Origin of the sequence: Armatimonas sp., assembly GCF_031410135.1 — a bacterium.
Lineage (GTDB): Bacteria > Armatimonadota > Armatimonadia > Armatimonadales > Armatimonadaceae > Armatimonas.
Genome location: NZ_JANNYP010000921.1, coordinates 1 through 21,675 on the forward strand (window position 1 = coordinate 1; position 21,675 = coordinate 21,675).

Annotated in this window: 26 protein-coding genes and 1 pseudogene; 21 read left to right on the forward strand and 6 right to left on the reverse strand. The window is 56.7% G+C overall.

Going from position 1 to position 21,675, the window contains the following annotated elements; translation table 11 throughout:
• The 3 genes and pseudogenes from RMO15_RS32660 to RMO15_RS32670 all read right to left on the reverse strand — a co-directional run.
• On the reverse strand, positions 1 to 340 hold a 340-nt coding region (locus tag RMO15_RS32660; RefSeq protein WP_309723377.1), incomplete at its 3' end, for a hypothetical protein.
• Between the two features lie 90 nt (positions 341 to 430).
• A pseudogene (locus RMO15_RS32665) lies at positions 431 to 1,252 on the reverse strand (M55 family metallopeptidase).
• A gap of 12 nt (positions 1,253 to 1,264) precedes the next feature.
• Positions 1,265 to 2,584, reverse strand: coding sequence for a hypothetical protein (locus RMO15_RS32670; protein ID WP_309723380.1), 1,320 nt, complete (start codon positions 2,582 to 2,584; stop codon positions 1,265 to 1,267).
• Positions 2,585 to 2,659: 75 nt separating this feature from the next.
• Between RMO15_RS32670 and RMO15_RS32675 the strand changes: the two genes are divergently transcribed.
• From RMO15_RS32675 to RMO15_RS32730, 12 genes are all read left to right on the forward strand, one after another.
• Positions 2,660 to 3,385, forward strand: a complete 726-nt coding sequence (locus RMO15_RS32675; protein WP_309723383.1) for a flagellar hook-basal body protein — start codon at positions 2,660 to 2,662, stop codon at positions 3,383 to 3,385.
• 27 nt (positions 3,386 to 3,412) lie between these two features.
• Complete coding sequence (flgG, locus tag RMO15_RS32680; RefSeq protein ID WP_309723386.1) at positions 3,413 to 4,195, forward strand: flagellar basal-body rod protein FlgG; 783 nt, start codon at positions 3,413 to 3,415, stop codon at positions 4,193 to 4,195.
• Positions 4,196 to 4,200: 5 nt separating this feature from the next.
• Positions 4,201 to 5,154 (forward strand): flagellar basal body P-ring formation chaperone FlgA, encoded by a 954-nt coding sequence (gene flgA / locus RMO15_RS32685; protein ID WP_309723389.1) that lies wholly within the window; start codon positions 4,201 to 4,203, stop codon positions 5,152 to 5,154.
• Positions 5,155 to 5,172: 18 nt separating this feature from the next.
• On the forward strand, positions 5,173 to 5,760 hold the full coding sequence (locus tag RMO15_RS32690) for a flagellar basal body L-ring protein FlgH (RefSeq protein ID WP_309723392.1): 588 nt from the start codon (positions 5,173 to 5,175) through the stop codon (positions 5,758 to 5,760).
• Positions 5,761 to 5,832: 72 nt separating this feature from the next.
• The gene (locus RMO15_RS32695) at positions 5,833 to 7,209 is read left to right on the forward strand and encodes a flagellar basal body P-ring protein FlgI (RefSeq protein ID WP_309723395.1); all 1,377 of its coding nucleotides are present in this window, start codon (positions 5,833 to 5,835) and stop codon (positions 7,207 to 7,209) included.
• 1 nt (position 7,210) lies between these two features.
• A complete protein-coding gene (locus RMO15_RS32700; protein WP_309723397.1) occupies positions 7,211 to 7,504 on the forward strand; it encodes a rod-binding protein in 294 nt (97 codons plus the stop codon).
• Positions 7,505 to 7,506: 2 nt separating this feature from the next.
• Complete coding sequence (gene flgM / locus RMO15_RS32705) at positions 7,507 to 7,773, forward strand: flagellar biosynthesis anti-sigma factor FlgM (protein ID WP_309723399.1); 267 nt, start codon at positions 7,507 to 7,509, stop codon at positions 7,771 to 7,773.
• Between the two features lie 2 nt (positions 7,774 to 7,775).
• Positions 7,776 to 8,138: a hypothetical protein gene (locus RMO15_RS32710; RefSeq protein ID WP_309723401.1), complete on the forward strand. Its 363-nt coding sequence runs from the start codon at positions 7,776 to 7,778 to the stop codon at positions 8,136 to 8,138.
• Between the two features lie 50 nt (positions 8,139 to 8,188).
• Positions 8,189 to 9,529, forward strand: coding sequence for a flagellar hook-associated protein FlgK (flgK, locus tag RMO15_RS32715; RefSeq protein ID WP_309723404.1), 1,341 nt, complete (start codon positions 8,189 to 8,191; stop codon positions 9,527 to 9,529).
• 25 nt (positions 9,530 to 9,554) lie between these two features.
• Positions 9,555 to 10,442 carry a flagellar hook-associated protein FlgL gene (flgL, locus tag RMO15_RS32720; protein ID WP_309723406.1) on the forward strand — a complete coding sequence of 296 codons (888 nt, stop codon included), beginning with the start codon at positions 9,555 to 9,557 and terminating at the stop codon, positions 10,440 to 10,442.
• A 1-nt stretch (position 10,443) separates the two neighbouring features.
• Positions 10,444 to 10,929: a flagellar assembly protein FliW gene (locus RMO15_RS32725; protein WP_309723408.1), complete on the forward strand. Its 486-nt coding sequence runs from the start codon at positions 10,444 to 10,446 to the stop codon at positions 10,927 to 10,929.
• 9 nt (positions 10,930 to 10,938) lie between these two features.
• Positions 10,939 to 11,229 (forward strand): carbon storage regulator, encoded by a 291-nt coding sequence (locus RMO15_RS32730; protein WP_309723410.1) that lies wholly within the window; start codon positions 10,939 to 10,941, stop codon positions 11,227 to 11,229.
• A gap of 33 nt (positions 11,230 to 11,262) precedes the next feature.
• Here the strand turns inward: RMO15_RS32730 and RMO15_RS32735 are convergent, their stop codons facing one another.
• The 3 genes from RMO15_RS32735 to RMO15_RS32745 form a co-directional block, all read right to left on the reverse strand.
• On the reverse strand, positions 11,263 to 12,282 hold the full coding sequence (locus RMO15_RS32735) for a flagellar motor protein MotB (protein ID WP_309723412.1): 1,020 nt from the start codon (positions 12,280 to 12,282) through the stop codon (positions 11,263 to 11,265).
• A gap of 9 nt (positions 12,283 to 12,291) precedes the next feature.
• Positions 12,292 to 13,152: a flagellar motor stator protein MotA gene (gene motA / locus RMO15_RS32740; protein ID WP_309723414.1), complete on the reverse strand. Its 861-nt coding sequence runs from the start codon at positions 13,150 to 13,152 to the stop codon at positions 12,292 to 12,294.
• 214 nt (positions 13,153 to 13,366) lie between these two features.
• Entirely contained in the window at positions 13,367 to 14,050 is a 684-nt protein-coding gene (locus RMO15_RS32745; protein WP_309723416.1) for a response regulator transcription factor, read from the reverse strand.
• Between the two features lie 215 nt (positions 14,051 to 14,265).
• On the opposite strand from RMO15_RS32745, the gene RMO15_RS32750 reads away from it, so the two are divergent.
• From RMO15_RS32750 to fliJ, 9 genes are read left to right on the forward strand one after another with little or no spacing between them, the layout of a single operon-like run.
• Positions 14,266 to 14,649 carry a hypothetical protein gene (locus RMO15_RS32750; RefSeq protein WP_309723419.1) on the forward strand — a complete coding sequence of 128 codons (384 nt, stop codon included), beginning with the start codon at positions 14,266 to 14,268 and terminating at the stop codon, positions 14,647 to 14,649.
• A 25-nt stretch (positions 14,650 to 14,674) separates the two neighbouring features.
• Positions 14,675 to 15,085, forward strand: a complete 411-nt coding sequence (flgC, locus tag RMO15_RS32755) for a flagellar basal body rod protein FlgC (protein WP_309723422.1) — start codon at positions 14,675 to 14,677, stop codon at positions 15,083 to 15,085.
• Between the two features lie 24 nt (positions 15,086 to 15,109).
• Positions 15,110 to 15,694, forward strand: coding sequence for a flagellar hook-basal body complex protein FliE (gene fliE, locus RMO15_RS32760; RefSeq protein WP_309723425.1), 585 nt, complete (start codon positions 15,110 to 15,112; stop codon positions 15,692 to 15,694).
• Between the two features lie 41 nt (positions 15,695 to 15,735).
• Entirely contained in the window at positions 15,736 to 16,416 is a 681-nt protein-coding gene (fliF, locus tag RMO15_RS32765; RefSeq protein ID WP_309723428.1) for a flagellar basal-body MS-ring/collar protein FliF, read from the forward strand.
• Positions 16,417 to 16,449: 33 nt separating this feature from the next.
• Entirely contained in the window at positions 16,450 to 18,090 is a 1,641-nt protein-coding gene (fliF, locus tag RMO15_RS32770) for a flagellar basal-body MS-ring/collar protein FliF (RefSeq protein ID WP_309723431.1), read from the forward strand.
• A gap of 51 nt (positions 18,091 to 18,141) precedes the next feature.
• On the forward strand, positions 18,142 to 19,176 hold the full coding sequence (locus RMO15_RS32775; protein ID WP_309723434.1) for a FliG C-terminal domain-containing protein: 1,035 nt from the start codon (positions 18,142 to 18,144) through the stop codon (positions 19,174 to 19,176).
• Positions 19,169 to 19,888, forward strand: a complete 720-nt coding sequence (locus tag RMO15_RS32780) for a FliH/SctL family protein (RefSeq protein WP_309723436.1) — start codon at positions 19,169 to 19,171, stop codon at positions 19,886 to 19,888. The genes RMO15_RS32775 and RMO15_RS32780 overlap by 8 nt, the downstream gene beginning before the upstream one ends.
• The gene (fliI, locus tag RMO15_RS32785) at positions 19,885 to 21,216 is read left to right on the forward strand and encodes a flagellar protein export ATPase FliI (protein ID WP_309723439.1); all 1,332 of its coding nucleotides are present in this window, start codon (positions 19,885 to 19,887) and stop codon (positions 21,214 to 21,216) included. Before RMO15_RS32780 ends, fliI begins: the two co-directional genes overlap by 4 nt.
• Positions 21,213 to 21,656 (forward strand): flagellar export protein FliJ, encoded by a 444-nt coding sequence (gene fliJ, locus RMO15_RS32790; RefSeq protein WP_309723442.1) that lies wholly within the window; start codon positions 21,213 to 21,215, stop codon positions 21,654 to 21,656. The genes fliI and fliJ overlap by 4 nt, the downstream gene beginning before the upstream one ends.
• Positions 21,657 to 21,675: the final 19 nt, after the last annotated feature.

Genomic DNA, 21,675 nt, shown 5'->3' on the forward strand with positions numbered 1-21,675 from the left:
CAGGAATTAAGATCAGGTACTTCCCCTGTCGCCAGTCCCGGACACGCGAATACAGCCTATCCAGAGGGAGCATGAACTCCATATTACCCGCAAGTGCTTCAAGTAAGGGACGCTTTTGGGTGAAGTAATCGCAAGCAGACAGCCGATCCGCAACCAAGCGCAACATTGGCCCCCAGCCATCCTCGTCTATCACGACCAGTTCCTCGGGTCGGAAGAAAAATAGCCAGGCGAGGGGTATCGTCCAGCGGGAGTCGAAGTAACGGCAGTCGGCGGCGAGCAGGAGAGTCGTTTTATTAACTCCCAGTAGATCGTGTGTGGTCAGATACGCTCGATTTGCCATCCCACAAAAACTCCCCAGCGGGCTTTAGCCTGCTTGCCGCACCAGCGGGCCGCTTTAGCCGCCCGTCTGGTATGCACCCATTTGGAGGGGTTATTTCTCCGCTTGGGGCCAGATCTGATCCCAGGCCGCCATCCAGTTCTCCGCCTTGCTCTGCACCTTGAGCGGCTCGATCACCTCGACCCCGCGTTTATTGCGAAACTGCCCGACTTTATCTACCGTCTCCACTTCAATGGTGATCGTGGTCGGGGAGCCGACGGTGTAGACATGGCCTTTCTTCACCCGCGAGAGCGCCTCGCGAGCACCGTCCTCGATCATCTGGCGGGCACGCACGGGAGGAATCTGGCGGGCGGAGTAGCGTGAGAGGCCGCGCTTCACGGCGACATAGACCGGATCATCGCCGAGGATCTCGCGGCCCTCACGGCAGGTCGCCTCGTCGCCCGTGACCAGCGCGACGGGGCAGCCAAAGTGCCCACAGAGTGCCGCATTGATTCCTAGCTCGCCTACCAAGTCGTCGTTGAACCAGAGATTGCGCCAGGTAACCGTGGAGATCGTGTGACACATCACCCCATCGGGGGTTCCGGCGCGTGCGTGCATCCCCACCATCAGCGCGGCATCGCAGCCCTACTCCAAGAGCTCGGTGTAGCGGCTCCAGGTATGGTGCGCCACCCACTCACAAGCAGGGTGGAGCAGCTCGGGGATGTAGGAGTTAAAGGTCCAGTCGCCGCCCGCACCGTGGCAGTCCACCGCCACAATCTCCGTGGCCCCTGCCGCAACAGCGCCACGCACGGCGGCATTGATCTCTTCCGTGTAGAGCCGACGGCCCTCCTCAAACATCGGAGAGCCGCCTTCCACCTGCTTCCACGTCACGATCCCACTGACGCCTTCCATGTCCGACATGATCAAAACACGCATGAAACTCTCCTACTAAAGCGGCACCCGCCAGAGATTTAGGGTGCCGGACTTGTCAATCCAGGCAACAAAGTCTTCCTGAGGCGAGAGCGAGATATCGGTGGCGGAGACCTCCCACGGAATGAGTACCTGTTTCCCGCTTACCGAATCACCAATCCAGGCTTCATGCCGCGTACTGGTTTTGTTTTTGTACCAGGTGCGCCCCAGCGCATAGAGCCGGGTCTTACCCCAGCGATCGATGAACTCCCCCCACTGTGCCTCATCCCCTCTCTCATCGTCAGTGAAGTCTGGTTGTGTGAAAAGCTTTCCCTCGCTACCCTCGCGGTCCAGGCACTCGACTGCCATCCGAAAGCTACCCTTCTTGCCTGTTGCGGGAACAAGTCCCCCTGCCCAGATCCTTCGCTCACCCGAAAGCGAAACCCAGTCAATGGAGTGAAGTTTTGTCTTGTAGGTCAATTTATAGGTTTCGGGCGATAAGAGAGGACGTACTGTAATTGTTCCATTTTGATGTCCGGTTACAACTCCGTACTTGTTCAGGCGAAAGGCAACCAAGGTTTTATCTTGTAGGTACGCAGGTGTCGGAAGCTCTTTTCCTGTCTCGGGGTCGAGGAAAACAGCGCGGTTTTGAATGGGCTTTTTGAAGGAGAGAAAGACTCCATAGACTGCCCCGGAGCGTGGGTCTATTCGTGCCTGCTCCCAGGAAATCGCGAGTTTCTCCGAGAACTTCACGACTTTCCCTGTCTTGCGATCCCAGCCCAGTCGTGCTCCCTTTTGGCCGTAACCAAAGACAAAGCGAGCGTCAGGAGAAATTAGCCCGACCGAGGTAAATCCGGGGAGTGGCTCTCCTGCATCCCAGTTCTCCGGGGTCAGACGATAGACCTGTGCCCGCTCACCTTGATCGCCGTGCCAGACATACCAGGCGTTCTCTCCATATACGGAATAAATCCTCAGCCGCGGAGAGTGAAGGATTGTGTTGGGAAGAGGTTTTGCGGGGGGAATCTCGCAGTGGGCTAAAAGCTTGCCGGTCTCAGTGCTATAGAGGTGCAGAGAAAGGCCTAACCCCACCGCGATGTAGCGTCCATCGGCGGAAAACTGAGGGCGACTGCGAGGGTTGAGATACTGCTGCCAGCGCCCGTAGACCTGGTGCTGTGTCCCCGAGAGTCGCCAGTTCTCACTAGTGCTCAGTGCCGAACGAATGGCTCTTGGGGCGAGCGGAATCTGCATTGTGGGTTGGCGACTGCGCCAGGTTCCCCAGCTTGTTAGAGCAACGCCACCCAGTGCGAGCAAAAACAGAAGTGGTAGGTAGTTTCGTTGGGAGGAGTTATAGGCAGCCATTGCCTTCTGATTTTACCACCCAAAGCCACAAAAATAACCCTTTCATTGTTCAGACACGAGGTCGAAAGACTGAGTATGTTAAGAGGACTCTACGAAAGTGCGACGGGAATGCGGGCGCGGCAACTCCTTCAGGATGTGACGGCCAATAACCTCGCCAATGTCAACTCCACTGGTTTTCAGCGTCAAGTGGTTGCACTTCATGGTAGCTATGCTCTCACAGAAGAGAAGCGAGCCAGTAACCCCTCTCCGTTTAACACTGCTTTTGCCACGGAGCCTATCGCCACACGCGACACCACGCCAGGATTGGTGCAGCCTACCAGCAACCCACACGATGTGGCTCTCTCTGGCCCCGGCTACATGATGGTGCAGTCCGATAAAGAGGTTCGCTTGGTACGCAGTGCCTCCTTGACACTCAATGCACGCGGCGAGGTCGCTCTCCCCACGGGTGAGCCTGTTCTCGGTGCGAGTGGAACCCCCATTCCTGTGGGGAACTCAGACTGGAAGATCTCGGAGTCCGGGACGATTACGAACCGAAATGGACAGGTTCTGGGACGCCTGCGCCTTGTGATGCCCAATACCCCTCTTACGCCTGTCGGAAATGGCATGAGTGCCGCTGCCGAAGTCCGTGAGCTTGCCCCTGGCACCGTGAACGTGCTCTCCGGTCACCTGGAGCGCTCTAACGTAGACCCCGTCCGCGAGATGGTGGACATGATCAGCGGGATGCGTGCCTACGAGGCAAATCAGAAGTCCATCCAAGCCCAGGATCAGACCCTGGAGAATCTCTTCACCCTTCTTCGCTAGCTCTCTTAAAACCTAAGGAAAACCAAAATGATCCGATCTCTCTACACCGCCGCAACGGGAATGAATGCCCAACAGCTCAACATGGATGTTATCGCCAACAACCTTGCCAACGTCAATACGAATGGCTTCAAGCGCGGCCAGGCAACTTTCCAAGACTTGATGTACCAGACCACCCGCGCCGCAGGCTCCTCCACAGGCCAAGGCTCCCAGGCTCCCACCGGGCTTGAGGTAGGTCTCGGTGTCCGGGCCGTGGGCGTAGACCGTATCCACACCCAAGGAGATCCGAAAGCGGGAAAACCTAATGATCTGGCCATTGAAGGCAATGGCTTCTTCAAAGTCCAGCTCCCCAACGGACAGTTCGGCTATACCCGTGATGGGGCGTTTCAGGTTGATAACCAGGGACAGATGGTCACCAATGATGGCTACATGCTACAGCCTCAGATCACGATTCCCGCAGGAGCTACAGGAATCAGTATCTCTCAGGACGGCACCGTTACCGTCTCACTAGGCGATGGTACCCAATCAGCGGTGGGTCAGCTCCAGGTTGCAAACTTCGCCAACCCAGCGGGACTTTCTGCGATTGGCCGCAACCTGCTCACCATCACACCTGCCTCAGGAGCGGAAGTACTTGGAAACGCGGGCACCGACGGGCGTGGGACGATTCGTCAGGGAATGGTGGAGATGTCCAATGTGAAAGTAGTGGAGGAGATGGTCAACATGATCACCGCCCAGCGCGCCTACGAAGTCAACTCCAAGAGCATCCAGGCATCCGACGAGATGCTCCAGATCGCCAACGGTCTGCGACGGTAATCTCTATGAACCGACGAAGCCTGCTGAGTGCGCTTCTGATCTCGACACTGGCTCCCCTGCCTGCCTTCACGGCAGGCGGGGTGCCCGTTCAACTGACGTTTCGTACCAGCGCCGATGTCGGCAGAAGTGTCATCCACCTAAGCGATATTGCCGAGATTCAGTGTGCCGATACAAAGCTCACCGAAGCCCTATGCCAGCTCGATATTGGCTCGTCCCCTCTTTTTGGCACCAAGCGCACGGTCTCAGTGGCCTATGCCCGCCTGCGGGTCAAGAGCCTCGGGGTGCGCGATGAGCAAGTGCAGTACACCGGCCCGGAAAACGTCGCCATTACACGGGTATTCCAGAGTGTCTCCGGCGATGCACTGCTCCAATTCGCAGTAGAAGCCATTGAGCCCAAGCTCACCGACGGCGTACTTCAGCCTGGCACACCACCACAGGAAGTCCGGGTCGCTCCGGGTGCACTCAGTCTTCGTGCTCGTGAGCCCCGCCTGACGAGTACCTCGGCCAGTGTGATCGTCGAAATCTGCGTGGATCAACAGGTCGAGAGCACGATCACCCTCAACCTGCGTGTTGTGCAGCGTACACGGGCGCTCGTCGCCCGCCATCCTCTGGCCGCAGGCACCATTCTTACCGAAGCCGATCTCGCATTCACCGAGATTCCCGCAAACCCAGGCACGACTTTTCTCTTGGATGCAACCCAGGCACTCGGACGGCAGCTCAGTGTGGCCCTCCGTGAAGGTTCACCGGTTCTGTCAACGCAGCTCCGCCTGATTCCCCTAGTGCACCGAGGGGCACGGGTAAAAGTGACCTGCCGCAGTGGCTCTGTCGCGCTTGCCTGCACGGGCGAGGCCCAGCAAGATGGCACGATGGGCCAGACCATTCGTATTCGCAATGTCATCAGCCAGCTCGATTTTAGCGCCCGTGTTATCGGGCCAGACGAGCTGGAGATGGTCTTTTAAAAACCTAAGGAAACTCTTATGAAACGCCTAAAACAGCTCGTCCTAGCAGCTCTCACTCTCCCGATTGCCTCCTACGCCCTCGCCGACACGATCTACCCCACGGATAAAAAACGCAGCATGTTCGCTGACCGTCGCGCCCACACAACCGGGGATGTGGTCACCGTGATTATCGCCGAGAGCACCACGGCGATCCAGTCTGCCGATGTGGACATGAAGCGTAGCGGGGAGGCCAGTGCCAAGGGAGGTGAGGGGCTCTGGGGGCTCATGAAGCTTATCCCACGTGCGTCTTTAGGCGGCTCGACCGCGCAAAAAGGCTCCGGCTCCACCACGCGCAACTCCCGGCTCACGACCACCATCACCTGCCGTGTCATTGAGGTCACCAGCACTGGACAACTTGTGATTCGAGGAGATCGGACCGTGAAGATCAACGAGGATGTGCAGACCCTGCGCTTCTCGGGGATTGCGCGCTTTGAGGACGTGATGCAGGACAACTCAATCTCCTCCAATGTTATCGCCGATGCCCAGATCGAGGTCTTTGGAAAAGGCCCGGTGGATCGCCATACGAAACCCGGCCTACTCGGTCGTGTCTTTGAGTTTTTGTTTTAAATCTCTCCCACAAATAACCCTTTCATTATCCTCCTCTTCTGTCGAAAGATAGAGAGGAGGAACGTATTTAAGGTGTTTCGTCAAAATTATAAAAACATAGCCACAGCCAGTGTGGTCAGCCTCAGTGCCCTGATTCTGGTGAGCACAGGCCGTGCAGCCGATCTGGAGCCCACTACCAACCAAGCGCCGGGTAAGCAGCCCCCCGCCAAGCTGGAAGTAACCGAGATAGCGGGCAACAAAGACGCAAAGAAGACTCCTCAAGCCAAAGAGACCAAGCCTAGCCCCGCAGAGCTAAAACCCGTTCCCGTGGTGATCAAACCCTCTGCCAAACCCGTGCTGCGCCCTATTACTACCGATTCCGCTGCACGCCCCAATGCGAGTGTCTTTAGCCCTGGCGGCTTCCCCATTCCCACAGTCCGAATCCGAGACATTGCCCGTGTGGAGAGCGTTCGCTCCAACCAGTTGGTTGGCTATGGCCTCGTGGTTGGCCTCAATGGAACCGGCGACACGCAGCAGTCTCCGTTTACGATCCAAGCCGTGGTCGCCATGCTCCAGCGCTTTGGCGTGACCGTAGACCCCAGAGTGCTCCGCACGAGGAACGTCGCTGCCGTCATGATTACCGCCGAGATTTCCGCCTTTGCCAAGAACGGCAGTAAGCTCGATGTTACGGTCTCTTCCGTGGGAGATGCTATGTCTCTCCAAGGTGGCGTCCTACTGCAGACTCCGCTAATTGGAGCGGATGAAAATGTCTACGCCGTGGCGCAGGGCGGCCTCATGATCGGGGGCTTCGCCGCGGGAGGAGGCGGCAACAGCGCCACCAAAAACCACCCCACCGCAGGGCGTGTCCCGGAAGGTGCCATTGTCGAGCGCGAGATTCCCACCAAGCTCACTGCCAGCGATGGCTCGGTGCGCATCAACCTCTCCACGCCGGACTTTGAAAACACCACGAAGATCGCTCTAACGATCAATGAAAAGCTGGGGGCAGGCACGGCGAGTGCTCTCGACTCCACCACGATTCGGGTGCAGCCTCCCGCAGGCTACGATGATCCCGTGCGCCTGATCGCCGAGGTGGGTGCCCTGATGGTTCAGCCCTCTGTGCCTGCCAAAGTCGTGCTGAATGAGCGCACGGGAACGGTGATTATCGGCGGCAATGTCCGAATCGCGCCGGTCGCAGTGGCGCATGGCGCACTGACCGTTGAGATTACGTCGGAGACCCTGATCTCCCAGCCCGGCCCTCTTTCCCGTGTGGGGGAGACCGTGGTCACCGGCCAAACTGATGTGGCTGCCGGAGAGAACCGGGCATCGCTTGTCGAGCTAAAGCCTGGGGCCACTCTGGCCGAGCTGGTTCGGGCGCTCAATGCCCTCCGGGTGAGCCCGCGTGATGTGATCGCCATTATCTTAGCCATTAAAAATGCGGGGGCACTCTTTGCCGAGGTTGAGGTACAGTAAGATGCAAGTAAATCTACCAGGTGCTTCGACGGCCTCAATGACTTCTATGGCTCAGGCCGGGACGAAGCTTACCACCGTTAAAGAAGCAGCCGAGCAGTTTGAGAGTCTCTTTGTCGGGCAGCTCCTAGAGGCCATGCACCGCACCGCTCCCAAAGGGGGTGCGATTCAGCACGGTAGCGGCGAAGAGATGTTCCGCCAGATGTTTGATCAGGAAATCTCTCAGAGAATCGCACAGCGTGGCGGTCTGGGAATCGGTGAGATCCTGGTTCAGCAGTTCGACGGAGAAGGGAAATAGCCATGCGAGTTGATAGTGGACTGAGTGTCAGTGCAATCGCGGCGCTACGGGGAGCCAAAAACCGTACGATCGAATCCTCGGCAGAGGGTCCTGATGCCACCGTGATCTCCCAGCGTGCGGAGGACATCCAGACGGCTTTTGATGCCCTCAAAACCGCCCCCGATGTTCGCACCGACGAAGTGGCGGAGCTACGCACCCAGATTGAGCAAGGCACGTTTCAGGTAGATGAGGACGCTCTGGCGGAGAAGCTTCTGGAGTCACATCCCTAAACATGACAGCTTCCTCGATGGGAATACGTCAGGCCGAGTGGAGCGCCGAGGATCTGGTCTCCCTCCCCCGTTTAGTGGAGATTGCCCGTGATCTGCTCCGTCGCCAGCAAGACGCGCTGATCCAGGGGGATGTCCTTCGGGTGGAGCGCTACCATGAGGCAATCGCCAAGATCCTGACGACACTGCGCGGTCATCTGGCTCGTGAGAGCAGTTTTGAGGCACGTACCGCTCTCGACCAGCTCCGCCAACAGATGCGCACCAACCGACTCCTGCTGGAAAACGGCCTGGCAGTCACGGATCATTTTGCCGCCTCGCTTGCAGAAAACCCGAGCATGACCTCGGTGCTGCTGAGCGAGAAAGTTTGAAAATTTAAAAGTTTGAGTTTAAGCAAAGAGAGTTAAGGAAATCACACAAAATGTCACTACAAGGAATCTATCTCGCCAGCCGAGCACTCAATGCCCACCAGCGCGCTCTGGAAACCACCGGGCAGAATATCGCCAATGTCAACACACCAGGCTACTCCCGACAGGTCACGGCGCTCCGCTCGGTCAGCTCTGCTGATAGTACTACCCTCGCGGGAGTCAGCAATGGGGTTGGAGGCGGAGTGGATGCTAGTATTATCCTCCGCAGCCATGCCTCCTGGCTGGATCGCTCCACTGACTCTCTCCGCGCTCAAGTGGGCGATGCGGCGATTGCCAGTCAGCTTGCCACCCGCATTGAGGGCGTGACGGGTGAGCCCAGCGACACGGGCCTCCAGGCCAGCTTAGACCGCTTCTTCACTGCCTTTCAAGCCGTCGCAGATCGTCCCAACGACTCCACACTCCGCACCGCAGCCGTCCGTTCCGCCACCCAGGTCGCGGATCGCTTCCAGCAGGCCTTCTTCGATCTGGATGCGGTTCAGAGCGAAGTTCAGGATGGTGTCGAGAGTAATATCCATCAGCTCAATAGCCTCACTCAGCAGATCGCCGGTCTGAGCCGCACGATTGGGTCTGCCCAAGCGGTTGGTCAGCCTGCCAGCGAGCTCCTGGACCAGCGGGATCAGCTTCTCAACCAGCTTACCCAGCTCACAGGCGCACAAGTCTCGGGCAGAGACGGCGGCGATCTTGTGGTCAGTGTGGGTGGCATCACGCTGGTACAAGACGGCGAAGCGCAGACAATCCAGCTCGGCCCAGATGGCTCCCCCAGCCTGACTGATGGCACCAAGCTGGTTGCCAGCGCGGGAGAGCTCGGTTATCGGCTGAAAGCGGTGCAGCAAGAGATTCCCAGCCACAAGAGCCGCCTGATGGCGATCCGTGACACGCTCGCCACCCAGGTCAACCAGCTCCACGCAACAGGCACCGACAGAACGGGTGCAGCAGGCGGCCCAGTCTTTGTCTTTGACTCAGGCGGCACGATGTCCGTGAGTGCAGTGCTTCAAGGCGACTCGAATCGTCTGGCCATTGGCGATGGAACTGCAGGCGATGGGGCCGTTGCGGGGACGATCTCTCAGCTCCGTAACCAGCCCAGCATTCTGCCCGCCTACCAGACCCTAGTTGGGGAAGTCGGCACACGCGTCAGCTTTGCCAAGCAGCGCCTGGAGATGACCCAGGCCAGCCTGACCCAGCTAGAGACCATGCAGTCGTCGGAGAGTGGTGTGAACTTAGATGAAGAGCTGGCCACCATGGTTGCACAGCAGCATATCTATGCCGCCTCCGCCCGCCTCCTTTCCACCTACGATCAGATGCTGGACACCTTGATTCAGCGCACCGGTGTTTAAATAAACTAACGGAGAGAAAACCATCATGAGAATCACCACTTGGATGACCCACCAGCAGCGACTGGCAAATCTACAGAGTACAGAAGCGCGTCTCAACAAGGCCCAGAACCAGGTCAGCTCGGGTCGGAAGCTGGAGCGCACCTCCGATAACCCCACAGGGGCTGTCGAGCTACTCACGATTCAAACAAGGCTCACCGAGCGTGAGCAGCAAGGGGCGAGTATCAAGGGTGCCCTTCCTCTGATGAAGGCAACCGAGTCATCGCTTGGGGACATCTCCAATGCCCTCCTCAGCGCTCGCAACGCGGCGCTTCGAGCCGCCAATACCGCCACCGGTAGCGATGCGGATCGTGCGGCGCTCGCAGCGCAGATTCAAGCGGCAAAGCGCACGGTGCTCCAGCAAGCGAACCTGAAAGTGGACCAGCGCTATCTCTATAGTGGCACCAAGAGCGATGTTCAGCCCTTCACCGGAGATTCTGTCACCTATGCGGGCAATACACGTGCTCTCAAGATCGATGTCACCGATGGCAATCCCATTGAGATCAGTGTCACGGGGGAGCAGATTCGTGGTGGTCAAGCAGGCAGTGACCTGTTTGCAAACCTTACGGCGCTGGAACAAGCAGTTCGTGCAGGAGATAGCGCTGCCATCCGTGTGGGGATAGATAAGCTGGATGGGGATCGTGACCGCGTGATCAACCTGCGCGGAGATATGGGATCCCGCCTCAACTACTTAGAGATGGCCCAAGATGGCATTGATAAGGAAGTTATCTTACTACAGACCAGGCAGTCCGATCTGCGCGATGTGGATCTGGCCGAGGCAATCGTCACGGCAAAACTAGCGGAGAACGGCCAGCAAGCAGCGCTGGCAATGGCAAGCAAGATCGGGGGTATGTCCCTTCTTGATTATTTACGGTAAAGTGAGTCCAACTGAAGTGAGCGTAAAAACTGAGGTGAGCGTGAAAGAGTTTGATACAACCCGTTTTGGGCGTCTAAGCCTTCCTGAAGAAGCGGTCATCCACTTCCCGGTAGCCCTTCTGGGACTAGACAATCGGCATGACTACTGTCTCCTGGAGCACGACAATATGGCTGGCTTCTACTGGCTCCAGTCGCTTCAGGACCCTGCCGTCGCCTTAATTGTCACCGACCCCTTTCGCCATATCCCTGAATACGAGGTCGAGATTCCCGATAGCCAAGTGGAGCTTCTGCGTGCCAAAGATCCGTCGGATCTGACTCTCTACACCACGATCTCTATGGCGGCGGATCATAGCCAGGTTTGTACGAACTTACTAGGTCCACTGGCTATAAACCATGAAGAGCGTGTTGGCACTCAGATTGTCCAACATGGAAGCAACTACACCTGCCGCCATACCTTGGCCATGCGTCAGCCGGTAGAGAAAGTTTGAGGCGAGCGGATGCTGGTTGTTGCACGTAAATCGGGTCAGTCCATTTTAATCGGCGATGATATCGAGGTTGTGGTCATTGGCATCCGTGGCGATCAGGTTCGTCTGGCGATCAAAGCCCCGCGTAGCCTGATCATCCAGCGCCGAGATGCTTTGGAGGAAGTTCAGCAGGACAACCTTGCCGCACTCACTGCCGCCGATGATGTCTTCCGTTTAATGGGCAACTCTACTTCGGACTCTCCCCAAAAAACAGGGACGGGGCCTCGTGTTGTCACGAAACCCCGTCCCCCTTCGACTCGCTGAGTGTACGGAAAACTCTCAGTGTCTCTGTAATGCTTAGTGGATTCCCACCGCATCACTGACATGTGTCTTAATCCCAAGCGGATCTTTGGGATCGTTGCCTTCCCAGGGGCGCATGTCCTGGTTGTGGAGCTTCTCCAGGGTTAGCTCCATAGACTTATTTTGCACATCGTGCCCGGTGATAATCGCAGGCTGAGTGGCCCCATTTTTAGCCTGGCCCGCCTGCTTCTCGTCTGGCCCCTTCTCATCAGGCAGGGAGCTAAAGAGCACCACAATGGTCACACGGCGGTTCGAGGTGTCCGAAGGTTTGGTAGGAACCCGAAGCTGGCTGGCCGCGTAGCCTCGGATCTGCTCCACCTGGTTTTTCTGAAGCCCTGAGACCTCCATCACCCGACGGGCTGCATTGGCACGATCCGCGGAGAGCTCCCAGTTGGAGTACCCGCTGCCATTGCCAAACGGAACCGCATCGGTGTGCCCCTCAATCCAGACTCGGTTAGGCAGCTGCCCGATCTCTTGAGCGATCAGCTTTAGAATCCCGACAGTAGGCGCGGGCAGCTCCGCAGAGCCGCTGGCAAAGAAAGGCGAGTTCTCCGCCTCGACAAGCTCAATCATCATGCCATACGACGTTAGCTTGATCTCAACTTGCTTGCCAAGTCCTGCAACCGTGGGCTGACCCTCAATTTTAGATTTAATCTGCGTATCCGCCTTGACCATCTTCTCCCGCTGGAGTTCCATCGCAAGTTCGCGCCAGTTTTTGGCATTGAGACCCACTCCACTGCCAATGGAAACTGGGCTCTTGCCCCCCATCGCCATATTGGAGATTCCCACTTTACTCCGAGAGCTAGAAGAGGGATTGTTAAAGTACTCCTGAATCTCCTCTTTGGTCTCTTGATCCATACTGACGATCCACATCACCAGGAAGAAGGCCATCATCGCGGTTACAAAGTCAGCATAGGCCACTTTCCACGAGCCACCGTGGTGCCCCGCCACGATCACTTTCTTTTTTGTGATTCGGATAATCGGACGGAGCTGCTCTTCGGAAGGATCTGCGCTCATAGTGCCTCCTTACTTACCTTTTTGCTCTTTGAGCAAGAGTTCGAGCTCCGTAAATGAGATGCGCACACCGGGCTCGATACTGCGGCGAGCAAACTCAACAGCCGTCATCGGAGGCTCGCCATTGGCGAACGCAATCAGTGCTACTTTTAAGCAGACCAGATACGCCGTCTCTGCCTTCGCCTGCCCCTCACAAGCCTGTGAGAGAGGGCTCAGCACGCCGTAGGCCAAGAGAATACCCAAGAAGGTTCCGACAAGAGCCGCACCAACCTTCTCTCCGATCTCCGCCGCAGCCCCCCCAATGGCTCCCATGGTCACGACAACCCCAAGAACGGCGGCGACGATTCCAAAGCCGGGCATAGCATCCGAGGTTCGGGCGAGAACATGAGAGGCAACCAGCGCCTCTTCGGCGTGCTGCTCGATATCCACTTCCAGCATCTCTCCCAAGTGGTGTGCCTCAATGGCTCCCGAGAGCAACACTTTGACCGTATCCGCAAAGAACGAAACGGCGTGGTGGTTGTGCGCCAAAGTCGGGTACTTCTTGAAGAGCTCACTCTCATGAGGACTCTCAACATGCTTCTCTAGAGCCAGCAGACCATCTTTCTTGGCGAGGGCGAAAACCTCGTATAGAAACGTCAAAAGCTCCGAGTACGCCTTCTGAGTGAAGGGGTTACCTTTCGCCAGCGCAAAGGCACGTTGAAATGTCGCCTTCACGGCTGGCAGAGGGTTCCCCATGAGCATCGCTCCCAGGGCAGCCCCTCCAATGATGATAAACTCAGAGACCTGAATCAGGACCCCGATCTGGCCGTGGTGCATGATGTAGCCACCAAGCACACTTCCAATGACGATTATAAACCCAACAATTACCAACATTTTAGCGATCTCCGTACACTAAGGCGCTTCTACTCTCCGAAGGGTTCAGAGCCAAGAAGCATACCTGCTATGTTTTCGGTTAGGAGATCGCATCCATAGAGACGCTAATATTTCTAAAACACGGTAATTAAACGGTTAAAATCGCATTTTTAATCCATTTTCCAATAATTAACGCATAAATACCGACATTAAAATTACCAGTACGACCTAGTAATTACACGGTATCTTTGCTAACAACCCGTTTTGGCAGAGAGCTTACCAGTCCCTCCCGAACCGCAAAGACAGCGGCCTCGGTTCGGTTGGGTAGCTCAAGCTTCTGCAAAATACGCTGAACATGAAGCTTGACCGTATGAACACTCATGTGGAGCTGCTCGGCGATATCGCGGTTGGTGAGTCCCTCCGCGACATGAGCAAGCACCTCGCGCTCTTTGGGAGAGAGACCCGCGAGAGGCTGCTCTTGCTCCCGAAGCTGACGGGCGAGGCGATGGTACTCCTGAAAGATGCGCCGAGAGACCTGCCGTGTAAACCAGACCTCACCGCGCCCTAGTGCACGGATCGCTTGGGGAAGAACGGTAATACCCTCCGTCTTGGTAACGACGCCTCGGGCACCGTTCTGTGCCGCCATTACCTGAGCATCCTCCGCCTCCTCGCTCACCAAAGTCAAGAACATGGCATCGGGTTTCTGGAGGAGCACTCGCTCCAGCAGCGCCAGACCACTGGCACTACTCCACTGTAGATCCAGAATAATCACATCAGGCTGGCCTAACATCACCACGTCCAGTAAGCTCTCGGGATCCCCCACCGCCCCCGTTATCTGGAAATCGTTTTCTTGTGTCAGCCGTTCCGCCAGAAGATTGCGAAGGAGAGGATCCTCGACCGCCAGTAAAATTTGAACCATCCTGAGAAACTCCTGAAGTTAGAGCAGTGTATCTGCCTGCAATACACTAGATTATAGCGGGTGATTCTCCGTTTGGAGTGCTCCACATGCACAAGTGGCTAAAAATTATTAGCCGCATAAGCTATGCTCCAAGGTGCCTAAACCTACGATACTTCAAAGTGGCAGTGTCTCAATAAGACAAGCCATCCCTTGATTGAGGGAAAGGAGTTCAAGCAGTGTTTGAAACACGTACCGATATTGTAGTTCGCGGAGCACTCAATGGCATGTCGGCCCGGCACCGCGCGTATGTAGATGCTGTTGCCAACGCAGAGACTCCCGACTTCATCCCTAAGACTGTCGAGTTTGAGGAGCAGCTTCGTAGTATTCGCGATGCCATGCTAGCCGATCCGCTCCATGCCGATGCTCTCTCACAGCCGGATCTCGATCTTACCACCAAACCCAGTAAACAGACTCTAGGACGCGCCGATGGCAACCAGCTCTCCATTGATCAGCAAGTTGTCGAGCTTGCGGTCAACCAGCTCTCCTACGAGGCTCTCACCCAGGCAGCTCGTCTGCGTCACGATATCCTCCACAGCGTCATTACGGAGGCACCGCGCTAACGTAGCCCGGTGAGGAGTTTTTACCATGTCTATTTCCAGTTTAAGAATCAGCGGAAGTGGCCTCAGCGCTGAGCGTGCCCGTCTTGATACGGTCTCTCGCAATATCGCCAATGCAGAAACCACACAGCGTAGCGATGGCCAGGCGGGCCCCTATCTGCGCCAGATGGTGCGCTTTGAGTCTATTACCGGTGAGGATGGCAAGCCAGGGGGAGTTAAAGTAACCGATACCCTGGAGCTTGCAGAGGGTGTACAGAGCGTCCATCGTCCTGGCCACCCGGATGCCGACGCCAATGGAAATGTCGCCATGCCCAACGTGGACATGATTGAAGAAATGGTGGACATGATCGCCGCGACCCGTGCCTATGAAGCCAATGTGGGAGCCGCCAATGCCACTAAGACCATGATCTCTCGCGCTATTGAACTAGGACGGATCTAAAACTCCTTGTCCTGAGGAACTGTTATGCCAGACCCTATTAACCCTATCTCAAGCTCTTTTATGCCATCCCCGCGCACCCAGAATACGGGAGGCGCAGGGGATGCACAAAAAATCCTTGCCAACTTTCAGAGTATCGCCAATCCCGGCAGTGCCCAAGCAGCAGGTAATACCAATGGTGCCCTTCCCCCCAATGGAATGACCGGCCTTCTTAACGACCCCAAGGCCACACAAGCCCTTAATGGCCTCCAGAATAACCCGGGGATGGCCGTGCAGGGAGTCGGAGCAGGACAAGACTCTCAGAACCTGGGAAACCGGACACTGAGTGAGAACGACACGCTTCAGATGTCCACCAGCTCGGGCTTCGCGGCCCTTACAGGTGGAGCGGTGGCTCCCGCATTTGGGGAAGTTGTTGAGGGCTTTATTAAAAACGTCAATCAGTCGCAACAGAAGAGCGAGGAGCTCACTGAGGCTCTGGCGCTCGGTGAGCCTGTCGATGTGCATCAGGTAATGCTCGCACTCAATGAAGCCAGTGATGCTATGGCGCTTACGCTCCAGGTGCGCTCACATGCCCTCAAAGCCTACCAAGATCTGATGCAGATCCCTCTTTAAGTTTATTGATCTTAATATTTCATTAGAAATCTCTTACTGCTATGCTTAACTCTCTTAAAAATAACTTTAACGCACTCTCAAACCTACAAAAGGCGGGACTTGCTGCTATTCTGGTCGCAGTCTATGGTGGGGTTCTCGCCCTTACCATCACGTCCAGCCGTCCTACCTATGGAGTGCTTTACTCAAAGCTCTCTTTGGAAGATGCCAGTGCCATCAAAACCAAGCTACAAGAGCGCAATATCAGCTTCAAGCTGGAATCGGATCGCAGAGGGGAGACCATCCAAATCCCTGCGGATCAGGTCCCGGGCACCCGCTTAGATCTTGCCGGAATGGACCTTCCCAAGGACCACGCGGATGTTGGCAACGAGATCTTTGATAAGACAACCTGTGACATCACTGAGCCTGTTCAAAAAATTAACAAGAGGCGTGCAATAGAGGGTGAGCTCAGCCGTACGATAAAGGGTCTGACAGGCGTTAAGGATGCCAGAGTGCATATCGCAATGCCCGTTAAGGCTGTCGCCTCGAAGCCGGCAGAAGACGGCAAAGCCGCCGTCACCATACACATGCTAAAAGGCTATCAGCTCAATGTGAAGCAAGTTATAGGGATCAAGTACATCGTCGCCTCCTCCGTGGAGCGTCTCACTCCAAAAAAAGTTATCATCCTCGACTCCAAAGGCAATATTCTTAATACTCCGCACAAAGATCCCTCTTTAGCTTATTAATCTTAGTCTGTCTCTAGAACTCTCTTATTTACTATGCTTAACTCTCTGAAAAACAACTGGAGCGCACTCTCGAACCTACAAAAGGCGGGACTTGCTGCTATTCTGGTCGCGGTCTTTGGCGGGATTCTCGCCCTTGCCATCACGTCCAGCCGTCCTACCTATGGAGTGCTTTACTCAAAGCTCTCTATGGAAGATGCCAGTGCCATCAAAACCAAGCTACAAGAGCGCAATATCAGCTTCAAGCTGGAATCGGATCGCAGAGGTGAGATCATCCAGATCCCTGCGGATCAGGTCACGGGCACCCGCTTAGACCTTGCCGGAATGGATCTTCCTAAGGGCCATGCGGATATTGGCGACGGGATTTTTGACCAGAACAAATTTGGCATGACCGATGCCGTTCAAAAGATAAATAAGCGGCGGGCAAATGAAGGCGAGCTGAATCGTACGATAAAAAGCCTGGAAGGCGTTGATGATGCTATCGTGCATATCGCAATGCCCGATAAGACTGCCTTCTCGGAGCCGACAGACGATGTCAAAGCCTCCGTCACCATACACATGCTAGAGGGCTACCAGCTCAGTGCGAAGCAGGTTACAGGAATCGTAAAACTGATCGCCTCCTCCGTGGAGCGTCTCACCCCGGATAAAGTGACCGTCTTAGACTCCAAAGGCAATAGCCTCAACAGTCCAGGCGAAGGGGAGAATATCGGCAGAGACCAGATAGACATGGAGGAGCGCTATGAGCGTCGCCTTACCGACGATCTTCAGCGCCTTGCCGACCGTGCACTTGGCCCCAGTCGTGCGGAGATCATAGTACGAACAGAACTAGACTGGGATCAGAGCCAGCTTCTCCGCGAGACCTACAAGCCTAGCGGCCCCAATGGCGGCAACCTGCCCACCAACGAGACCAAGAGTAGCGAGGTTTACACCAAGCAAGAAAAAGATGCTCCGACGGCTCCGGGAACTATGACAAACCTGGTGACTAACAATAAAAATCAGGTAGGTGATTACAACCGTATTAACAATACCAATACCTATGCGGTTGATAAACTCAACGAAAAGCGCACGATGGCTCAGGGCAAGATTAAGCATCTCTCTGTTGCTATCTTATTGGATGAAGCAGCCAATATTGCCCCCATCAAGCAAACGGAGCTACGAAATACACTCGCCGCCGCAGCGGGTCTGGATCTGAACCCGACCACAGCAGGGGGACGCGGCGATCAGATCTCCCTGACTGTGCTGGCCTTTAACCGCGCCGACGAAGAAAAGGCGAAGGCAGACTCTCTTGCGGCCACTAAGCAAGAGACACAGATGGCACTTATCCGAAATGGAGCGGCCCTAGCAGCCTTAGTTCTGGTGGCGATCTTTACGATGATCATGATGCGACCCCGGCATCCCAAGAAACAGAAACTAGATGCGACCCTGGATGATACAGATAACCCTGCACTTCCTAGCGGCAGGAAGAATGCCCGTGGAATCGCAGGAGCCCCTGCAGGTCTGAATGAGGATGGGCAACCTAACAACAGAGCCGACGGTGGGATCAACGAGATTCCTCTTGATGAGGACGAGCTCGCAACGCCCCTTGGCCGCATCCGCAGAGTCGCCACTAACCAGCCCGAAGATGTCGCGGCGATGCTCCAGGACTGGCTCCGCGAACAGCCCATAAGCCGACACTAACTTTTTTAGAATACTTGATACCTAGACGCTCGAAAGCAAGCGATGGCAACTATGGATGAACTTCTCCCGCGATTTAATACAAATGACCCGCTCTACAAAGGGGCCATTCTTCTGCGCTCTGTGGGTGCGGAACTGGCTGCCAGTATATTAAGCTGTCTTAGTGAAGCCGAGATGGAGCTCATGATCCAGACCATGTCCCACCTGGGGCATGTGGCGGGCAAGGAGCGGGATCGGATTCTGGAGGAGTCTGAGGAAGACCTCCGCCACTATGTCAATGGTCTGCACACCACGCCTGAGTACACCCGTCAGATTCTGGAGACCATCGGCTCCGAACGTGCGAACACGATTCTGACCAATGAGCGTGAAGCAGAAGCCCCTCCGCTCACTCTGGAGCGCATTGTTAAAGAGACCCTCCCCGAGACCCTCGCTTCGTTAGTGAGTGAAGAGCACCCGCAGATGATCGCTGTTTTAGTGAGCCAGCTTCCTCTGGACAAGGCAGCCACCATGCTCACGGCTCTTCCGAGTGAGTTACAGACCAGTGTCACAGCACGCCTTGTACAGCTAGAGACTCCCTCGCCCCGTGCTCTGAGGCACCTAGAGCAGGCACTCGCTGTCAAGCTCCAAATGGGAATCATGGATACGAAAGAGAGCCCGGCAGGTCCTCGCCATGTCGCCGATATCCTCAGTCGCATGCGCCGCTCGGTGGAGACCCTCTTTCTCACGTCGCTGGAAGAAAATGCTCCTGACCTGGCCCGCGAGGTTCAGCGCTACCGATTTACGTTCGAGAACTTGATGGAGCAAGAGGGCCGTGTGCTCCAGCGCATCCTTCGCGATCTGGATACGAACACCCTCCCTCTGGTGATCAAGGGACTTCCAGAGGACCAGATCGAGCTGATCTATGGCAACATGTCCGAGCGTGCCGCCGAGCGTATTCGAGAAGAAGTCGAAAGCCTGGGCACGGCTCGTCTGCGCGATATCGAGGCAGCACAACAAAAAATGGTCAACCTAGCAAAATCGCTGGCGGACAAGGGCGAGGTGACACTGGTCACGGCCAATCAAGAAACTGAGGAAGAAGCGCTTGCCTGAGCTTGTCCAGCCTTATGTGATCCGCTCTGCGCGCCGCATCGGCAACGAGGTTCGCACCTGGGAGATCGCGGCAGCACGCCCCGATTTCTCTGCCTCGGCTGCCAAGACGGATACGACGGCTCTCTACCAGGAGGCCGTGCGCGAAGCGGAATCGCTGCTTACCGATGCCCGACTTGCGGTTCAGCAGCTGCGCGAGTCCGCCCTGCGCGAGCTAGAGCTGGAGGCAGAGCGTGTGCTCGCCAAGGCGCATGCCGAAGGGATGGAGGCGGGTCTCAACGAAGGCCGCGCACAGCTTCAGACCGAGTGCCAGTCGCAGCTCGAGCCCTTGCAAGCCCTTCTTACAGAGCTCCCCGCTGCCTGGACTCAGTTCTGCCACAATCAAGTACCCACCATGACCGAGATCTGTATCAAGGCCACCGAGTCTATTTTGCATGAGCAGCTCACGCTGGAGCCAGAGCGTATTGCCGCCATTGTCCGCGCCGCCATCTCCCATGTGCCCCATGGCCATGAGCTAACGGTCGCCGTTCATCCCGACGATTTACCCCTGCTCAAACTAGAGACACTGACAGCACGTAGCACGGACCATGTCCAGCTCACCCCAGACCCCAGTCTCAACCGTGGAGGCTGCCGTATAGAGAGCCGCCAGGGCGTGGTAGACGCGACTTCTGAGGGGGCCATGCGCCGCCTCGCACAAACCTTGAGGGCTGCATGAAACCGACTCTTAGCTCCCCTCTGCTGGACTGGAGTGCCAAGCGCCACCAGCTCTCCCACTTTGACCCTATCGAGACCAGCGGCAAGATCACCCAGGTGGTGGGGCTGGTACTGGAGTCCGAAGGCCCTTCGGCGTGTCTGGGCGACCTGTGCTATATCGAAACACCCGGCTCGGAGACTCGTGTTCCTGCGGAGGTTGTCGGCTTCCGCCAGGAGCGCCTCCTGCTAATGCCACTCGCCGAGACGGGGCGGATAGGTCAGGGGAGCCGCGTGGTCAATAGCCGCCGTGCCCTCACTGTCCCAGTGGGACATGGCCTCTTAGGCCGCGTGATAGACCCACTAGGCCGCCCGATGGATGGTCTGGGACCACTCGTCAGCGACCAAAACTACCCGCTCGACAACCGCCCTCCTGCCGCCATGCAGCGCCAGCGCATTGAGGAGCCACTGGGATTCGGGGTGCGCACCATTGACTCCCTGCTCACCATTGGCCGTGGCCAGCGCGTCGGAATCTTCGCCGGAAGTGGCGTGGGAAAGAGTACCTTGTTGGGCTCTATCGCCCGAAACTCAGAGGCGGACATCAACGTGGTCGCCCTGATCGGAGAGCGTGGTCGTGAGGTTCGTGAGTTTATCGAACGCGATCTGGGACCGGCGGGCCTTGCTCGCTCCGTGGTGATTGTTGCAACATCGGATCAGCCCGCCGTGGTTCGCCTTAAAGGTGCCCTCGCCGCCACCGCGATTGCCGAGTACTTCCGCGACCAGGGCCAGCAGGTTCTGCTGATGATGGACTCCCTCACCCGCTTTGCCTGGGCACAGCGCGAGATTGGGCTGGCCATTGGAGAGCCGCCCACCACCCGTGGCTACACGCCCTCGGTGCTGGCAATGCTCCCAAGGCTGCTAGAGCGAGCGGGTACGGCAGAGAGAGGCGCGATCACCGGGCTCTACACCGTTTTGGTAGATGGCGATGACATGAACGAGCCGATCGCCGATGCAGCACGAAGTATCTTAGACGGCCATATTGTGCTGCGGCGTGAGCTCGCGGCCCGAGGCCACTACCCCGCGATTGATGTTCTGGATTCTGTCAGCCGTCTGATGAGCGAAGTGGCCTCGAAAGATCATAAAGCCGCAGCCAATCGCCTGCGGGAGCTGATGGCCACCTACCAGGAGTCTGAGGACTTGATCCTGCTAGGAGCCTATGTAGAGGGCACCAATGCCAAGCTTGATCAGGCAATCGCCTGCCGAGACAGAGTGCTGGCCTTTCTGCGCCAGCCCCCCGACGAGCCAACGGACTGGGAGACCATGGAAAAGTGGCTGAATGAGGTCGTGGCATGAGGCGCTTTCGTTTTCGCCTAGAGACACTCCTGCGGGTGCGCAACATGGCCGAGCAGCAGGCACAGGCCGCTCTTTCGGAAGCCGAGCGCGGTGTCGCCAGCGCAGAGCGTGCCCTCACCCAGATTCTCCAGGAGCGCGAGCAGCACCGGGCGTACTATGCCCGTCTCCAGGAGCAGCGCACTCCTGATATGGCTCTTATTACAGCAAGCTGCCAGTACACCGACATTATTGAAGAGAGCCTGGAAGCCCAGCGCCAGCAAGTCCGCCTCGCCCTAGAGCTGCGTGACACGCGCCGTGATGCGCTCAAGCACTGCCGGCAGGAGTGTGAGGTGCTTGAGAAACTAAAATCGAAGAAACACCAGCAGCACCAGCAAGAAGCGGCTGCCGAAGAGCAAGCCTGGCTCGATGAAGTCGCGATACTTCGTCTGAGCCGTGCATAGGATACCAACAAGGAAAACT

Bases quoted from the DNA above. Each gene is read 5' to 3' on its own strand.
- fliF (WP_309723431.1), top strand. From the start codon at position 16,450: ATGCTTAACTCTCTGAAAAACAACTGGAGCGCACTCTCGAACCTACAA.
- flgK (WP_309723404.1), top strand. From the start codon at position 8,189: ATGTCACTACAAGGAATCTATCTCGCCAGCCGAGCACTCAATGCCCAC.
- flgA (WP_309723389.1), top strand. From the start codon at position 4,201: ATGAACCGACGAAGCCTGCTGAGTGCGCTTCTGATCTCGACACTGGCT.
- RMO15_RS32735 (WP_309723412.1), bottom strand. From the start codon at position 12,282: ATGAGCGCAGATCCTTCCGAAGAGCAGCTCCGTCCGATTATCCGAATC.
- RMO15_RS32730 (WP_309723410.1), top strand. From the start codon at position 10,939: ATGCTGGTTGTTGCACGTAAATCGGGTCAGTCCATTTTAATCGGCGAT.
- fliJ (WP_309723442.1), top strand. From the start codon at position 21,213: ATGAGGCGCTTTCGTTTTCGCCTAGAGACACTCCTGCGGGTGCGCAAC.
- RMO15_RS32700 (WP_309723397.1), top strand. From the start codon at position 7,211: ATGCAAGTAAATCTACCAGGTGCTTCGACGGCCTCAATGACTTCTATG.
- RMO15_RS32670 (WP_309723380.1), bottom strand. From the start codon at position 2,584: ATGGCTGCCTATAACTCCTCCCAACGAAACTACCTACCACTTCTGTTT.
- RMO15_RS32775 (WP_309723434.1), top strand. From the start codon at position 18,142: ATGGATGAACTTCTCCCGCGATTTAATACAAATGACCCGCTCTACAAA.
- fliF (WP_309723428.1), top strand. From the start codon at position 15,736: ATGCTTAACTCTCTTAAAAATAACTTTAACGCACTCTCAAACCTACAA.
- RMO15_RS32710 (WP_309723401.1), top strand. From the start codon at position 7,776: ATGACAGCTTCCTCGATGGGAATACGTCAGGCCGAGTGGAGCGCCGAG.
- fliE (WP_309723425.1), top strand. From the start codon at position 15,110: ATGCCAGACCCTATTAACCCTATCTCAAGCTCTTTTATGCCATCCCCG.
- RMO15_RS32745 (WP_309723416.1), bottom strand. From the start codon at position 14,050: ATGGTTCAAATTTTACTGGCGGTCGAGGATCCTCTCCTTCGCAATCTT.
- flgM (WP_309723399.1), top strand. From the start codon at position 7,507: ATGCGAGTTGATAGTGGACTGAGTGTCAGTGCAATCGCGGCGCTACGG.
- RMO15_RS32675 (WP_309723383.1), top strand. From the start codon at position 2,660: ATGTTAAGAGGACTCTACGAAAGTGCGACGGGAATGCGGGCGCGGCAA.
- fliI (WP_309723439.1), top strand. From the start codon at position 19,885: ATGAAACCGACTCTTAGCTCCCCTCTGCTGGACTGGAGTGCCAAGCGC.
- flgG (WP_309723386.1), top strand. From the start codon at position 3,413: ATGATCCGATCTCTCTACACCGCCGCAACGGGAATGAATGCCCAACAG.
- RMO15_RS32690 (WP_309723392.1), top strand. From the start codon at position 5,173: ATGAAACGCCTAAAACAGCTCGTCCTAGCAGCTCTCACTCTCCCGATT.
- flgL (WP_309723406.1), top strand. From the start codon at position 9,555: ATGAGAATCACCACTTGGATGACCCACCAGCAGCGACTGGCAAATCTA.
- motA (WP_309723414.1), bottom strand. From the start codon at position 13,152: ATGTTGGTAATTGTTGGGTTTATAATCGTCATTGGAAGTGTGCTTGGT.
- flgC (WP_309723422.1), top strand. From the start codon at position 14,675: ATGTCTATTTCCAGTTTAAGAATCAGCGGAAGTGGCCTCAGCGCTGAG.